We start from the raw sequence: 15,780 nt of genomic DNA on the forward strand, positions 1-15,780 counted from the left end.
GCGAAAGGCCGGAGATTATAGCGTGTAAACGCGGCGTTTTAACCGGTCAAAGATATCCACGCCCATCTGCATGAGGATGTCGATGATATCGAGCATGACCCAGTTTTCGACCAGCAGGTCGCCTTCACGGCGATACAGGTCGGCGCAGCGCATCACGATATGTTTGCCGGTGGCCGGCATGCCGAGCCAGTCAGGGCCGGTATGGGTTGCGGTCAGTCCTGCCCAGCCGATGTAGGCGCAGTATTTACCTTCGGCGAAGAAGGCGCGGTCGCTCTCGTCTTCAACCGTGGTGCGATCGGGAACGGCTTTCAGGAACGGCTGCTGGTGGTAGGTTTCAAAACCGCGGATACCGCGCATGGAACCGATACCGCAGGGACCATACCACATGAAGTCCTTGTCGAAGTAGCGCTCCAGGCCCATCTTGCCCATGCCTTGCTCTTCGAAGGATTCCAGTCCTTTCCAGATCATGTCGTACACCACCTGGAAGGATTTCTGGGTGGCTTCTTCATCGGCCTGTCCCAGGATGACGCCATCGTTGGTGGCGGGTCCCGGAATCAGGATTTCCGGCGCCAGTGCGGGCACAAAGCGCAGGCCGGCCTGGCGCATAAGGTCCAGGATATCAATCAGGGTGAAGGTCTGGGCAATCTTGCCTTCCACCACTTTGTTGAATTCGATATAGCGAATCCAGACAGAGCCTTGAGTGGCGGGAATATCCAGCCAGTCGTGCTTGAAGGTACCGACATAGTTACCGGAAGAGATCACCCAGTCACGGTCAGCGAACTGTGTATCGTTGCCGGCGAAATGCATGTAAACATCTTTCTCCAGGTCCGGAAACGCGGTCAGGAAGGGTTTCCAGAAGGTTTCCAGCAGGGCGTCGCGTCCTTCCAGTTCGTTGAAAGGCTGCGGGCCTTTCCAGTCAACATCGGGATGATAATAGCGGCTGACGATGTCGCCAATGGTATCCGCTGTTGCACCATGGATACTCTCATTGAAATCCATGATGACTTTTTTGTTTTCAGTATGAATCGTGTTCATCACTGTTCTTACTCTGTGGATGAAAAACGCAATGGTTCGATCTCATCTTGTGAGGTGGGCCGCTGCGCGGCCCCACCATCAGGCGTATTTGAGTTTTTCCGTCTTCTCTTCAGCCGGTTTCTTGGCCAGGGTTTCCGGCAGGAAGAACCAGAGCACGGCGCCCAGCACCACCACGGCCATGGAGATGAAGAAGATGGTGTTCATGCTGCCACCCGCCAGTGCGGTCAGTAAGGGCGCGAGGGTAGCCAGCAGAATCTTGCCGCCGTTGAAGGAAATCCCTGAAGACAGGGTCCGGAATTTCTCCGGGAACAGTTCGGCATAGTAAGCGCCCCAGGCGCCGGAGAAGCCAAACAGGAAACCTGTCATAAAGGAAAGGACGTAGAACAGCGTGACACTGCTGGCATTGAGCTGGTTGAAGACAAAGATGCAGGCGCCGGTCAGCGCCATCCCGATCAGCGGCACACGACGGCCAAACTTGTCGGAAATGTAACCCCAGAAGTTGTAACCAATCAGCTGGCCAATACCCTGTACGCTGTAGATCCCGCCGGCGGTGGCGGCGGTCATGCCCAGCACCGTGGTGAGGTAGGTGGTGGCGTTGTTGGTGTAGAGGGCATAGGCAATAAAGTTGGCGCCGGACAGCAGGATCGCGCCCAGGCCAATGAAGAAGTACTTGCCCTTGTACATCTCGATGTAGCTGATCTTCTTGTTTTCCCTGGCGGCGTCTTCACGCAGCTTTTTCATATGGCTGGCGTCATCAGGCACCAGGAAATACATCAGGATGACACCGAGTACCGGCGGAACCACGGCGGTCATCACCAGCAGCTGCCAGTTGGCATCCCCGAGCATGCCGTAGAGCTGGCCGGAGAACATGATGGCTACGGAGAAGGTACTGGTGCAGATCGCCGCCAGCTTGCCCCGGTACTTCTGCGGGAACAGGTCGGCAACCAGCGGAATCGCGGTGCCGAAGACACCGCCCAGCGCCAGGCCCGTGGCCAGACGACCAGCCATCCACAGCAGCTGGCTGGACGGGTTGATCAGCGGCAGGAACGTCATGGAGGAAAAGAGCAGGGCAATGCCCATCAGGGTCCGCTTTTTGCCAAAGCGGGTGGCGAGCATACCGCAGATAATGGTGCCGGGTACGGTGCCGTAGGACAGCATGGAGTAAATGGATTCCGCCTGGGTCAGGGAGAAGCCGTATTCACTGAGCAGTGTCGGCCGGACAAAAATGTCGACCATCCAGTTATAACAGTAAAAGAAGTAGACAATCAGAATGGAGAGAAAAGCCGCGATTCGGCGGCCCATACTGAAGTCAGGCCCCAGTACGGTGGTTTCCTGATCGACCTTGGTATTCATGGATTGTGATCCCGCACGGTTTATTAACGAGTGGCCCGGTATCGGGTCTGGATTGGGCGCCCACCTGTCGACGGGCGCCCGTTCGATCAGGCTGCAGACTCGGCGGCTTTCTTTTCTTCCTGGAGACGGTGTGCTTCGATCTGTTTCATGACATCAAGGGCGTCAAAGGTGAGCCACTCTTCCAGGATGACGCCGTCGCGTACCTTGTACTGGCTGATGCCCAGAATCTCTGCCAGTGCATTGGAAGGCGCACCGAAGAAGCCAATGCCTTCGTGCAGGCCCAGTACCCGCCAGCGCAGGGAAACATCCCAGTCTTTTTCGCCGCCGGTCTGGTTGCAGGTGACGCGCTCAACCTGTACCCGGGCATTCGGGAAGGAGGCAAAGAAGCTCACCAGCCAGCCGCGAATGGAGTGGGAACCGGTCAGTTCCTTGTTGCAGATGGTGTGCAGGACGGCGTTGTCGGCGTAGTAGTCGGTCAGGCGGTTGAAATAACGGGCGCCCCAGACGCGGCTCATCATTTCCTGCATGAAATCACCAATCTCGAAGCCGCTGTGTTTGCGCTGGTAAATGGTGGGCAGGAACTGGCCTTCACGGTTTTCGGGCAGGCCGAAGGTCTGGGTGGGTTTTGTGCCCTGGGCCATCTTGCGGGCCACGGCGACCGGGTCCAGCCCCATCTGTTTGACAATGTGCAGGTTGTCGCGCACCAGCCACTCTTCAACGATCCGGTTCTTGTAGCACTTGCAGTCTGCCACGGTGCGGAAGGACAGGGCCTTGCCGGTGGCCGGGCCGAAGCTGCTGTCGCCCATGTTGGTGGCGGTGGAGTGGATGCGGTGAGAGGAGTAGAACGTCTGGTCACTGTCTTCGGACCAGACCACGTTCTCGGCAATCAGGCGACGGTCCGGGAAAGCGTGCAGGGCCTGAAGCGTGCCGGAGATGACCGGGTTCAGACCCTGAAAGGTGCTGGAACCGAAGTGTACGATACAGTCATTGTGATAGGTTTCGTAGATGACGCCGATGCCTTTTTCTTCCCAGATCTTGTGGGTGATGCGCAGGATGTAGTCGACAAAATCCCGGTATTTTTCATCAAACCCATCCATCTTCTGGCGGGGAGCCGGGAAGGTATCCATTTCGTTGTGGTCATGGTGATACAACGGGATGACCTTGGAACTGTCGCCAAAAAACACAATAGGATCGGTTGCGGGTGCTGGTGTGGCCTTGGTAATGGAGACGGTATCGGCCTTGGCGCTTTTCTGTTCTGACATGATGACTAACTCCGTTTTTTTCCTGTAATGCCGGTTTTGTAAACGTTTACATTGTTGTTTAAAAATTATGTGACTCAAGGTCACAGTGGTTTTGTAAACGTTTACATTTTGTGTTCAAAAAAATAAGACGATATTGTCTTACCCATCGCGGATGACTGAGTATTCAGATAAAGGAAACAATTAACTGACAGTGTTTTACCTGACATCATCAGTTTCTGGATACCCAGGATGAACACATCCCGCTTAAACATTTTTGTTGCTGTTGATTCTGGTTTTTTTGAATCCTGTTGTTAATTAACCCTGCAGTCATGTAACCAGATAAATTTCAGTCAAGTTATGATTTGGCTCAATAAAAAAGCCGCTAGCACAGCGCTCATCTGTTAAATCGATTGAAGTTTGAAGAAAAAGTTAAGTGATTCATAGAGTTAACATTAACTAGGCACAATCAATACTTTAAAAAAAGTGTGGATGCCTTGAAGATGATAAATTGATGTATGCCAATAAATTTTCAGATGATTATCGTTAGTCTGAATCCCGTTTCAAAAAGAAAGGCTGGGAACATCATGTATCACTGACAGGGACTGACAGACATTTCCTGATTCGTGTCTTGCCAGATCCGTTCCGTGTACCGCTGTGACGGGTCATAACATTTTCTATGGCAAAGGCTTTGTTCAGCTGTACAGGGTTCAACCGAGTATGGTAACAGGCTCCAGTTTTCTGGTGATGGCAATTTATCTTTTTGCCACACTGCTGATAAGTTTCCTGGTAAACCGAAGAAAAGAAACCCGGGGGGATTTCGCTACGGGAGGTCGTCAGTTTGGCTGGGTGACCGCCGGTATTTCAATATTGGCAACCTATATAAGCGCCATGACGTTTGTTGGCATGCCGGGCTGGATTTACCAGGAAGGGATGCAGGCGCTGATTATTCACCTGAATTATCCCATCGTCGTATTTTTTGCCGTCGTTTTCTTTATCCCGGTTTTTTACAAGCTGGGGCTCACCTCCATCTATGAATACCTTGAGCATCGGTTTGGTGTAAAAGTCAGAACCATCAACGCGATTGTTTTTATCATTGTGCGTTGTATTTCCGCCGGCATTATTCTCTATACCGTGTCGTTGATTCTGGTGATGGTGATTCCCATCTCAATAGAAGAAGCGATTGTTTATATCAGCATTTTCACTGCTTTCTATACCTATTGCGGCGGCATCTCGACGGTTATCTGGACGGATGTGATGCAGTCGGTGGTGCTGTTGCTGGGCAGTGTGGCCGTCCTGGGTTGCCTGTTATTGCAGATTCCCGAGAGTAACCTGCTGGCAGCGGTACCGGACAAGCTGGACATCATCAATCCATCATTCGACTTTACCAACGATACGACACTCTGGAGCGGGTTGATTGCGGCAACATTTCTCCACCTGAGTGTCTATGGCTCCAACCAGTTGATTATTCAGCGCACCCTGGCAACGCGGTCAGTCCACCTGGCGCAGAAATCCATGCTGGTCTGCGGGTATGGGGCATTTTTCGTTTATGCCTTTTTCAGCCTGGTGGGGATTTTGTTGTTCGTGTTTTATGGTGGGGAAGCGTTTACCAACAGCAATAACATTATTCTGGATTTTGTTTTTCATCATACCAATCCAGTGATTGTTGGACTGGTGATGTCGGCCCTGATGGCGGCGGCCATGTCGTCACTGGATTCCACCTACAACTCCATGGCGACAGTCGCCACGGTAGATATCTACCGTCGTTTTATCAAACCCGATGCCGAAGCGACACACTATGAAACCATGGCGCGACGACTGAGTATCAGTTGTTCGGTGCTGGTGATCGTTCCCGCCATACTGGCGATTTCCAACGAATCGGTGCTGAAGAGTATTGCCAGCCTGGTGTCTATTTTTGTCGGGATTCAGCTGGGTTCTTTCGTGTTGGGGCTGATCTCCCGAACGGCCAACGAAACCGGCGCCGTGGTTGCCAGTGTGGTGAGTATGCTGGTCATTGCCGGATGCTGGCTGACGGAGATTGCCTGGCCTTGGTATGCGCCCATCGGAACCCTGGTCTTTATTGTTGTCGGGTATGGTGTCAGCCAGTGGTACGGAAGCCTGTCGTCAGCGCAGCAAGCCTTTGTGGATCAGCAAAAACAGCTGTACCAACGGCCCGTGCTGTCTCATTACCTGTTGCTGGTTTTTGCGTTGGTTACAGTCATCAGTTGTCTTTACCTGCCTGATATCCTGTTAACGATGATAAGTTAATATTCATGGCTGTGGAATTTTATTGCGGCTTATCGATGGTTCGTATTCGTTAACGAGTTATATCAATCGTACTTTCTAACTCCATCAAAGATCCCGGCTCCAAAGTAACACTGAGCGAATCCCCGGCTTTTAAAAGAATGATGGGTATTAACTGGCCAATAAACGAATAATAAAAAGCCCGGGTAATGACTGCTTACCCGGGCTTTTGTATCAATGGATTAAGCGTGTTTTCAGTGCACTTCACCATTCTGAACAGGCATGGCGCCAGTGTCGTTCATTTCCCAACCATGGCCATTGAAGGCATCGATACCTAACTGTTTCATCACGTATGGGAAATCAACCATGACGTAGTTATCAACAATCTTTCCATCGACCACTTTCCAGAAGTCCATGTAGCGAATTTCTACACGCTTGCCTGTGGGGGCAACGCCCATGAAGGGGCCACTATGAATAGCTTCCTGACGACCAAAAGCCGCGCACCATTCACCCTGGGTAATACGGGCTTCATCGAAGCAGACCTTGTCAGAGAACGCAGCCTGGAAAGGACGCTGCCAGTTATCCTGGAATTCTTTAAGACCCTTCTTGAAACCGCAGCCGGCATTGCCGATCCAGCGGAAGGACTGGCTGAAGAACCGATCCATATGGTCAATGTCATGGTCGTTCAGACCGTCAACCATGGCATTGATGACGCCCAGGGTTTCTTCGGTTTTGCTGAGGTCGTTGTCTTTGGTCAGTACAGCCTGTTCAGGACGTGAACCTTTCATGATGCGTTACCTTTTCTGTAAGAGGATCGCTTTTGAAGACAGGGTTATGGTAAGGACCGGCCTGAAGAAAAGGCATGGAGGAAACCGGCCGGTATATGTAGATTTGCACCAAATGTTCAATGGAAGGCGACGCTGGTTGGGTACATTTTCAATGCCTCACGGGTACTGAGCCGATACTGACTGGGGGATTCTCCAATCGCCTTACGAAAGGTTTTACTGAAATGGAACTGGTCGCAGAAGCCGGTGTCCTGGGCAATCCGGGCCAGGTTATCGTGGGAATAAACCAGTTTGGCCATGGCGAACTCAAGCCGTTTATTTTTGATGTACTGCACAGGCAGCTGACCGGTGGCTTTTTTAAACGTGCGTGTAAAGGTGTTTCGACTCATGGCACAGGCTTTAGCCATTTCCTCCACCGTTATACCGACCAGATCCTCTTCCAGTAGCTGTATGGCGGTAGACAGGCGATTGAGCGACATGTAATCCAGTGCATCAAGCTGGGGCGTCGGCGACAGGTTCAGGAGATCATGGAATAACATATGCCTGTAACTGGATTGCAGAACGCTCTGTTTCAGGTCAGGACGGCTTTCATACTCGCGAATCGCCAACGTCAGATGATGCAGGCTGGTTTTCAGGGAACTTCCCAGGTGGCGGTCTACCACCAATGGCAGATCAATCATGGCCAGGATGTCGAGGCTTTTGAACAGCGAGTAGCGAATGTGGATGCCATCAATCACCGTGGGAGTATCGACAGTCAATCTGTGTTTGACGCCCGCGGGAATCAGCATGATTTCATCGGGGCCGGCCTGAAAAAGACGGTGGTCAGGTGTCTGTTCCGGGGATGAGCCGAGTTCACAGGTGTAGCGGCCTGAATGCACGCTCAGAATCACCCAGAAGGGCAGGGTCCGCCAATCGGTTGTGACACAATAATCCGTACGGTTTTCATGCCAGTAAATCGTACTGCCCAGAGCTTTTTCGATGATATCAACCAGGGTGTCATTCAAACGACGCATTGTATGGTCTGACCTGCAGTAAGCGACTGATTGATCACGGATGGTAATACACCGTCGTTGAGATCCTTTGATACGTATCATGAATCGGAACGACTTGGCGGCTCAGGTTCATGCAGCACTTTTCAGAACAACTGGTTAGACTGATAAACAGGCTTTTTCTTCGCCCTGAACTATCAGGCGTTGAGAGGAAAGGAATCCAGGAATAAAGGAACCGGGAATGTTGCTTTTCAGTCGTTATCTGGCGCTGGCGTTTGCCTGGGTGTTGGGGGTGGGTGAAACCTTTGTGTTTATCACGACCAACAAATACTGGCCGCTGAGTTTCGATGACTACATCGCGGTTGCCTTCATGCTGCTGGTGGCGCGGATGGCGCGCAATGAGCTCAGCATCGTGCTCTTGCCGGTCGGCTGGGCGTTTGTAGTGGGTAATTTCTATGCCATGTTGTTTATGCGGCTGGAAACCGGTTTCAACAGCAGTGAACGGCTGGATGTCATCACGGTGGCGCTGGGGGTTGGTTTTGTCGGGTTATTGACGTCCATTGCCGCCTGCGTACAACTGATGCGTAAATATACGGCGCAGGCTGACGAAAATGGCGTTCTCTGATAACACTGAATAACCCCTGTCATTGGGCAGTTGAATAGGGAAGATGCTCTGAAAACTGTTGGTAAAGCGTATTTCACTTACTGTCGGACAATGGCACAGTAAAGCTCGGGTGGGTATAACCCTTCAGGAAGTCCCTGTTCGGGCGATGTATAACCATTACACAGCCTGACCGTTCATCGTATTTCTTTCCCCCCTGGCTTTGGGGGCACTTACGCTTTAAAGCAGTCGCATCAATGAATAATACGCATTCTATGTCTGGCAGGGATAAGCAGTTACTCATACTTGTTCTGGGGAGTCTGACCTGCCTTGGGCCACTGGCGATTGACCTTTATCTGCCCGCCATGCCCGCTATCGCCGAAAGCATGAACGAACCTCTGGGTAGCATCCAGCTGACGCTGAGCGCCTATACGCTGGGCTTTGCCCTGGGGCAGTTGATGTTTGGCCCATTGGCAGACCGTTTCGGACGGCTCCGGGTCATGGTGCCCGGCCTGGTGTTTTATATCGCCACGACCTTGCTTTCAGCCTTCACCAATACCGCCAATGAACTCATCGTCGCCCGTATCCTGCAGGCCATGTCGGGTGCTGCGATCATGGTCACGATCCCGGCCATGGTGCGTGACATGTTTGACCGGGAAGACTGCGCCCGCATCATGTCTTCGATACTGCTGGTGATGACCGTGGCGCCGTTGATTGCGCCGCTGCTGGGTGGACAACTGTTGCTGTTAGGCGGTTGGCGTTCACTCTTTATTACCCTGGCGCTGTTTGGCTGCGCGGCGCTGGTGCTGGCGTTATTTATGCTGAAAGAGTCCCTGCCGGAAGAACACCGCCAGGCGCTTACGGCAAAACAACTGACCCGCAATTACCTGTCCGTGATTACTCACCGCAATGCCATGGGATGTATTCTGGGCCATGCCTTTTTCTTTGGTGGACTGTTTGCGTTTATCAGCGCGTCGCCTTTTGTGTATATCCAGCTCTATGGCATAGCGCCGGAATATTACGGTTTTCTCTTTGCGGCCAACATCATTGCGATGGGAACCTGCAATATCATTAACATGCGTCTGATCGGACGTTTCCCGCTGATGAATATGTTGCGTTGTGGAACCGCATTTGCCGCTTTGTCCGGTCTGGTACTGTTATTCATGGCTGTTACGGGTGCCGGTGGTTTGCCAGGTATCGTGATCCCTGTTGTTTTGTTTGTCGGTATGCTGGGCTTCACCGGGCCCAATTCCAATGCCCTGGCACTGTCTTATTTTCCGGGCATTGCCGGTACAGCCAATGCGGCTGCAGGTATTCTGCGGTTTGGTATTGGTGGTATTACCGCAGGGCTTGCTGGTGTGTTTCACAATGGTACAGCGGTACCGATGGCAGCATTGATCGCTGGCTGCGGGTTATGTTCGGTTCTGTCATTGATGCTGGTGAGAGAACGGCTGGTTATCAAAAGAGAGCCGATTAATGATGAGCATCATGATGAACCACCTCGAGCCGCAGCCTGAATGGTCTTCCGGTGTTATCGTCCATGGAATACCCTGACAGTTTCCTGAGGCAGCGGCTGGGTTTGTAGTCACTTATGTGAACACATGGCTGCTGGTACCAGAAATTATCAAGTGTCCTCAGCTGGGCATACTCCTCGTAGAAGTCCTTGCTTAAGTAGGTCCCATGCGCTTCCAGGGTCAGTGACATATCTCTTGCAAGGTCTTGCGTTATTAAAAATAACAACGAGCCAAGTCCTTGCTGTCTTTTGGTGTTTTTTACGGCGCAATCCGGAATTAAAAGTTTGTTGTCTCTGATTTCGAAACGCAGAAATGCATCGGTAATTGATTCCTTTGTACGAAACTCCATTGCATTGAGCTCAATAATAGAGACTGAGTTTTCTGTATCACGTATGTTGCGTCTGTTCTCATTGAACAGGGGGGATGTTGTTCGATCTTCGAGCATTTCGTCCTTATAAAGCTCAGGGTAATGGTTACTATCCGTACCACTCCAGTGGAGACTCATGTAAGGCTCAGGGATAAGAACAGGAGATACCTTTATTGTGTAACCCTTGGTAAGCAACTTAGTGACTATATTACGGTTAATTGTTATCTGATTGGGAAGTACGGCATCCTGAGATGTTCTTCTGAACTTCTGTGTTGGCACTAAAAAAGAATCGAATGAGGTGCTACGCAACATAATCAGATATTCCAAAGTAGATTTGCTATTGAATGATTTGTGGTGGTTCGAACAATTTCGAAGAATAAAGGGGGGATAACTCTATCGAATCCGGTAGACGCTTCAATAACAATTATGGTGAATTCAATAATTTGTTAGTAGCTCTATTCGACGGTACTTGATACCAGCTTTAGTCCAACAATGCCTGCAGCAATGAGCAGGATGCATATAATCCGAAGGATATCGCGGGACTCTCCCAGGAAAAGAATCCCAAAGCTTGCTACACCAATCGCTCCTATACCGGTCCAGACCGCATAAGCGGTGCCAATAGGGAGTTTTTCCAAGGCAAGTGCCATGAAGTAGAAACTGATAATGATGGCTGCCACCGTACCGGCCGTCGGCAGTAACCGGGTAAACCCCTCGGTATATTTCAGGCCAACAGCCCATACGCATTCAAACAAGCCAGCAATGGCGATATATAACCAGTACTTCACGTCAGCTACCCTTTATTCCACTCTCAGCCTTCTGACGAACCGGATGAAACCAACCGTGTTCTTTTCATCAGCGAATGCAGTTTAGACAGAAAAAGGGATGGGGAGTTTCAGGAGAAAAAGGGCATATGACAAAAGGAGCAGGTCGGGCATAGCACCCGACCCAAAAGCGCTTACTCTTCGTGTGCGAGTGCTTCTTCATGGCTGTGATTGCAGCCTTCACCGTGGATGTGGCCGTGCTCCAGTTCATCCTTGGTAGCATCGCGAACTTCCACGACTTCTACATCAAAGTGCAGGGTTTCACCGGCCAGCGGCGCGTTGGCGTCAACGACCACGCTCTCTTCGGTGACGGCAGTGACGGTCACGATCTGGGGACCAAAGGGGCCTTCCGCGTGGAACTGCATGCCGGGCTCAATGGTTTCGATACCGGCGAAAGATTCCATAGGGACTTCCTGCACCAGGCTCTCATCGTATTCGCCGTAAGCTTCGGCGGGTTCAACGGTTACCTGCAGCTTGTCGCCCGCTTTTTTGCCGACCAGGGCGTTTTCCAGGCCTTCAATGATATTGCCGGCGCCGTGCAGGTAGGCCAGGGGCGGATGACCTGCGGAGCTGTCCAGGACTTCGCCTTGATCATTCTTCAGGGTGTAGTGGATCAGTACCGCTTTCTGGTCAGAAATTGTCATCAGATAACCTTAGGGAATTTATGGCAGGAGAGGCTTTCCATGCTAACGGACTTTGGGGTTCGGGAACAGGAAAAAAGGTCAGAATTCGGGAAGAAATCAGGACGGCCTGCAGCGGATGCTGCAGGCCGGATGAGGATTAGCCGATCAGGGCGGCAGTATCCTGAGCGATCATCAGCTCTTCGTTGGTCGCAACCACCATGGCAACGGTGCTGCCTTCGTTGGTGATAACGCCTTCGTTGCCGAAACGGAACTTCTCGTTCAGCTCGTCGCTCATGTCGAAGCCGAATACGCCCATCAGCTCCAGAACCTTCTTACGGATCAGGTCGGAGTTTTCACCGATACCGCCGGTGAAGGCCAGTGCGTCGATGCGGCCCAGGCCGACAGCCAGACCGGCCAGCTGCTTGGCCAGAACGTAGCAGAATACGTCCAGCGCCAGCTGCGCGCGACGGTTGCCTTCGGCAGCCGCATCCTCGATGGCGCGGCAGTCGTTGCTCAGGCCGGAGATGCCCAGCAGGCCGGACTTCTTGTTCAGGATGTCGGTGATTTCTTCCAGGGTGTAACCGTAGGTCTTGTTCAGGAAGCTGAATACGTTCGGATCCAGGCTGCCGGAACGGGTGCCCATGACCAGGCCTTCCAGCGGGGTCAGACCCATGGTGGTGTCAACGGATTCACCGTTCAGGACCGCCGCAGCGCTGGCGCCGTTACCCAGGTGGGCAACCAGGATGGCGCTGTTGTCCAGCTCCAGGTTCAGCATTTCCGCGGCGCGGGCGCTGACGTAACGGTAGCTGGTGCCGTGCATGCCGTAGCGACGCAGGCCTTTCTCTTCGTAGTACTCGTAAGGTACGGCGTAGATGAAGGCGTGTTCAGGCATGGTCTGGTGGAACGCGGTGTCGAATACGGCGGTCTGCTTCAGGCCAGGGAAGTATTCGATGGCAGCACGGATACCGACCAGGTGAGCCGGGTTGTGCAGCGGCGCCAGGTGGATGCAGTCTTCGATGCCCTGAACCACTTCGTCAGTGATCAGGCAGGATTCTTTGAAGGTTTCACCACCGTGAACCACGCGGTGGCCGATGCCGCCGATGGTGTCGAACAGGTTGGTTTCTTTCAGGACGTCCAGCAGCTTGCCAAAGACTTCGAAGTGGCCGGCAGATGGCATTTCGACCATGTCTTTGTTGCCCTGGAATTTCCAGCGGACAAACGCTTCCGGAGTGGACAGACGCTCAGCAACACCGCTGATTTTCTCGTCACCGTTCTGGGGGTTGATCACTGCAAACTTCAGTGAAGAGCTGCCGCAGTTGATGATCAGGATGTTTTCTTGGGTCATGGGGCTTCCGTTTAGACTGGTTCGACTCAGTGACTGTCGGTCTCAGTAGCCTGAGGCCGATATCAAAATCGCGCGCAAAGTATCAATTGCAGTTTAGCCGGGTCAATCCGTATATGTGCGGGAGCAGGGAATAACCCGGTTTTTTGTCTGGCAATATGCCTGAATAGTCCCCGCGAGGCCTTTCGTCCAGTACGGATTAGCGTTTGCAGACCTATGCCGTATGATTAGACCCCCTTATGCCTGATTGGTTGCCATTGTGCAGGTCGGGTCTTTATTCATGGTGAGTGTGCCTGTCTGATGATGCATTCTGACATCCTGGTGACAATCGTGATTTCGCTGGCGATCCATGCCGCGATTGTCGGCTTTGTTGGAAAGCCTGAAACCCGTCTGGATATGCTGGCGTTGCCCCAGGGGGGGCAGACTTTGCAGTTGAATGTCACCTTGGCGAGCCCACCAGAACCGAAGGCCGAGCCGGTCAAGGCTGATCAAAACAAACCCTCTGATGAGTCAGAACCACAAACGGTTAAAAAGCCGGAGTCCGTGGTAACGACTCGCGGTGAATCGCCCAGTAAAGCGGTTGCAAAAACCGAAAATGATCGCACCAAACCGGTCGGTAAACCCAAACCGCCAGAGCCTGAGAAGCAACCTGAAACATTGCCACCAGAAAAGTTGGTAGCAAAACAGGAAACCACCGAATCCAAACAGCCAGCGACGGAAGCGTCAAAGGGGAATACTGCCCAGGATATGAGCCGTACTGCTGATGTGGCCGGTTTGACTGACCAGCGTCCCCTGGTATCGGAGCCACTGTTTAATGGTGCCCAACGCAAACCGGCCTACCCTTACCAGGCGCGAAAGCGCGGACAGCAGGGAACCGTGTTGCTGGAGGTTTTTCTGGATAACCGGGGGCATATTGAATCTGTCACCCTGGTGGATTCTTCCGGCTTCAGCCTGCTGGATCGGGCTGCAGAAAAAGCGGTGCGAGGATGGTCATTCCGGCCTTTGGTGCGTGACGGCGTGTCTCTGGCCTGCCGTGTACGCGTACCGGTAGTCTTCCGACTGGATGCATAATCCATTTTTGGCATTTCGCACGCGTTATAGCGCTGGTGCGTAACCAACCATTTATTCACACAGTCCTCCCGATTATCAAAAAGCCCCGGCAAGTTGGATGGATTGGCTATCTTTGATGCTGCCATGATTATCGTGATAACAGGGGGGCCTGATGCCTGTCTGGAGACTTGCGGTAATTCCATCACTCCAGGTCGGGGACTTTGAATGGGCGCAGTGACCGGGCATTTCGCGTTGTACGCTACTGATACCAGGGGCGCCAGGCGGGCGATAGAGCTTGAACGCCATCTTGATCAGGCAGACCTGTTTGTCGACAGGGATGTCAGCGTCTTACTGCCTGATTTTGCCTGCCTGTTTCAGCGCTCAGTCCAGGATTTACTCAGTACCAACCTTGATCACTACGAATGCCATATCGTGTTTCTGCGTTCTGGACAGAGCTGGTGGCAGATGGCGGGATTATTCCCCTCAAATAATGACTATCGTCGTGTGATGGTGATGGTTGTCGATGAGCAGGCGGGCGTTTGTTTGCCAGTATACGGCGGGCATGAGGCCGGCCGTCAGCATCAGCTAACCGAGCAGGTGGCCTGGATGCTGGGCGTACAGTCGGTACTGTCTTTGCCGGGTTCGCCGGGGGATGTCTGGCAATTTCTGCTGACGCTGGGGCTTCGTCATGGCTGGGTGCTTGAACCTGCCTCATACGCGGCTTTTCGGTGTGTGGTGACAGCGTTGTATCAGAAACAGTCGGTGGCCTGGGTGCAGTCATCAGGTCGTGTGCCCTGTTTGCCGAAAGTCAGTGGTTGGTCAGACTGCCTGGTACATCACGCGTCTTTGGCGACTGTGAACCCTGAAGCTTATAACGCACTGGTGCTGGTATCGGATCAACAGATTGCCGGTATGATGCATTCGAAATATCAGGACAAAGTGGTTGTCTGGCGCCCCAAGAGCCTGGTTGTCGGCGTCTGGTGCCACCGTGATACCCCGCTGGAAGTGGTCGGGCAGGGTTTAGTGCAGTTTCTTGATGATAATGGCCTGTCGATTGACAGCGTGCGTTACCTGGCGGGGCTGGATTTACAGCGCCATCATCCTGCCTTGAATGATTTCGGGATCATTCACGATATTCCTCTCCTGACATACGGTATTGATGAACTGTTGACTGCTGACCGCAGTCGCCCAGTTAATCAGGTAAAAGGCTTGTGGGAAAACGGTCGTTTTTCTGTCGCGGAAGCCGCTGCCCGCCACTGCAGTGGTGCATCGACTGTTCTGATACCGGAATCCACGTTTTGCCTGCAGGCCGGAGGGCCATCGGTGAAAATGGTTATCTGCAGAATTCCTGATAGCCATGGGCTGGCTGCGCTTACTGATCCTCAGGATAAGAAAAAAACGGTATTGGACGGTGAGGCCCGTGATCAAATTGTGGTTTGTAGTGGCGGCCACTGCTCCCGGGCTGGCAGTTGCCATCGGCTCGCGGATCGTGTTCGTCGGCTTGCCAGGGAAATGAAGCTGGATCAGGGCGCACGGCAGATACAGGTTGCCGCCAGTGTCTGTTGTATTGCCTGCCGGTACAAGAATTCAGCCGTGATTCATGAATCCCTGGCTGAGCATGAACATCCAGTGAATGACGGTGTGCGTCTGCGCGGTGTGCAGAGCCTTTCGTCGTCGCAGTGGCAGGAGATTCTCAGGGCGGTCAAACAACGCAGACCGCTGAGAAACCTGCTGGCCGCAAACCAGCTGGTGCCTACCGGGGGAGAGTGAACTGAACCGGCTTTTTCCGGTCTAATAATTACCAGGCCCGTTATAGAG

At 52.7% G+C, this 15,780-nt stretch carries 14 protein-coding genes; 5 read left to right on the forward strand and 9 right to left on the reverse strand.

The genetic code is table 11. The features are described from left to right. Positions 1 to 15: 15 nt before the first annotated feature. The 3 genes from AC27K1_RS01345 to AC27K1_RS01355 form a co-directional block, all read right to left on the reverse strand. The gene (locus tag AC27K1_RS01345) at positions 16 to 1,035 is read right to left on the reverse strand and encodes an ester cyclase (RefSeq protein WP_487147716.1); all 1,020 of its coding nucleotides are present in this window, start codon (positions 1,033 to 1,035) and stop codon (positions 16 to 18) included. Between the two features lie 78 nt (positions 1,036 to 1,113). After that, positions 1,114 to 2,388: an MFS transporter gene (locus tag AC27K1_RS01350; RefSeq protein WP_487147718.1), complete on the reverse strand. Its 1,275-nt coding sequence runs from the start codon at positions 2,386 to 2,388 to the stop codon at positions 1,114 to 1,116. An 86-nt stretch (positions 2,389 to 2,474) separates the two neighbouring features. Continuing rightward, positions 2,475 to 3,650 (reverse strand): ester cyclase, encoded by a 1,176-nt coding sequence (locus tag AC27K1_RS01355; protein ID WP_487147719.1) that lies wholly within the window; start codon positions 3,648 to 3,650, stop codon positions 2,475 to 2,477. A gap of 696 nt (positions 3,651 to 4,346) precedes the next feature. Between AC27K1_RS01355 and AC27K1_RS01360 the strand changes: the two genes are divergently transcribed. Further along, positions 4,347 to 5,894, forward strand: a complete 1,548-nt coding sequence (locus AC27K1_RS01360) for a sodium:solute symporter family transporter (RefSeq protein ID WP_487147720.1) — start codon at positions 4,347 to 4,349, stop codon at positions 5,892 to 5,894. Between the two features lie 230 nt (positions 5,895 to 6,124). Here the strand turns inward: AC27K1_RS01360 and AC27K1_RS01365 are convergent, their stop codons facing one another. Both AC27K1_RS01365 and AC27K1_RS01370 read right to left on the reverse strand, forming a co-directional pair. Next, positions 6,125 to 6,658 carry an ester cyclase gene (locus AC27K1_RS01365; RefSeq protein ID WP_395177003.1) on the reverse strand — a complete coding sequence of 178 codons (534 nt, stop codon included), beginning with the start codon at positions 6,656 to 6,658 and terminating at the stop codon, positions 6,125 to 6,127. Positions 6,659 to 6,774: 116 nt separating this feature from the next. Next, the gene (locus AC27K1_RS01370) at positions 6,775 to 7,668 is read right to left on the reverse strand and encodes a helix-turn-helix transcriptional regulator (protein WP_487147722.1); all 894 of its coding nucleotides are present in this window, start codon (positions 7,666 to 7,668) and stop codon (positions 6,775 to 6,777) included. Between the two features lie 217 nt (positions 7,669 to 7,885). Here AC27K1_RS01370 and AC27K1_RS01375 point away from each other — a divergent pair, with 217 nt between their 5' ends. Together AC27K1_RS01375 and AC27K1_RS01380 are read left to right on the forward strand one after the other, a co-directional pair. Further along, on the forward strand, positions 7,886 to 8,269 hold the full coding sequence (locus tag AC27K1_RS01375; RefSeq protein WP_487147723.1) for a hypothetical protein: 384 nt from the start codon (positions 7,886 to 7,888) through the stop codon (positions 8,267 to 8,269). Between the two features lie 233 nt (positions 8,270 to 8,502). Next, positions 8,503 to 9,762, forward strand: coding sequence for a Bcr/CflA family multidrug efflux MFS transporter (locus AC27K1_RS01380; RefSeq protein WP_487147724.1), 1,260 nt, complete (start codon positions 8,503 to 8,505; stop codon positions 9,760 to 9,762). On the opposite strand, the gene AC27K1_RS01385 is transcribed toward AC27K1_RS01380, so the two are convergent. From AC27K1_RS01385 to AC27K1_RS01400, 4 genes are all read right to left on the reverse strand, one after another. Further along, the gene (locus tag AC27K1_RS01385; protein WP_487147725.1) at positions 9,719 to 10,438 is read right to left on the reverse strand and encodes a hypothetical protein; all 720 of its coding nucleotides are present in this window, start codon (positions 10,436 to 10,438) and stop codon (positions 9,719 to 9,721) included. The two genes, AC27K1_RS01380 and AC27K1_RS01385, sit on opposite strands and share 44 nt — an antisense overlap. Before the next feature lie 143 nt (positions 10,439 to 10,581). Further along, a complete protein-coding gene (gene sugE, locus AC27K1_RS01390; protein WP_487147727.1) occupies positions 10,582 to 10,911 on the reverse strand; it encodes a quaternary ammonium compound efflux SMR transporter SugE in 330 nt (109 codons plus the stop codon). Between the two features lie 170 nt (positions 10,912 to 11,081). Next, positions 11,082 to 11,591 (reverse strand): FKBP-type peptidyl-prolyl cis-trans isomerase, encoded by a 510-nt coding sequence (locus AC27K1_RS01395; RefSeq protein WP_487147728.1) that lies wholly within the window; start codon positions 11,589 to 11,591, stop codon positions 11,082 to 11,084. Positions 11,592 to 11,727: 136 nt separating this feature from the next. Further along, positions 11,728 to 12,915, reverse strand: coding sequence for an acetate kinase (locus AC27K1_RS01400; RefSeq protein WP_487147730.1), 1,188 nt, complete (start codon positions 12,913 to 12,915; stop codon positions 11,728 to 11,730). Between the two features lie 297 nt (positions 12,916 to 13,212). Between AC27K1_RS01400 and AC27K1_RS01405 the strand changes: the two genes are divergently transcribed. Together AC27K1_RS01405 and AC27K1_RS01410 are read left to right on the forward strand one after the other, a co-directional pair. Then, positions 13,213 to 13,983 (forward strand): energy transducer TonB, encoded by a 771-nt coding sequence (locus tag AC27K1_RS01405; protein WP_487147732.1) that lies wholly within the window; start codon positions 13,213 to 13,215, stop codon positions 13,981 to 13,983. Between the two features lie 204 nt (positions 13,984 to 14,187). Further along, positions 14,188 to 15,732 (forward strand): cobalamin biosynthesis protein, encoded by a 1,545-nt coding sequence (locus AC27K1_RS01410; RefSeq protein WP_487147733.1) that lies wholly within the window; start codon positions 14,188 to 14,190, stop codon positions 15,730 to 15,732. The last annotated feature ends 48 nt before the right edge of the window (positions 15,733 to 15,780 follow it).

This window comes from Kistimonas ophiarachnellae, assembly GCF_057552235.1.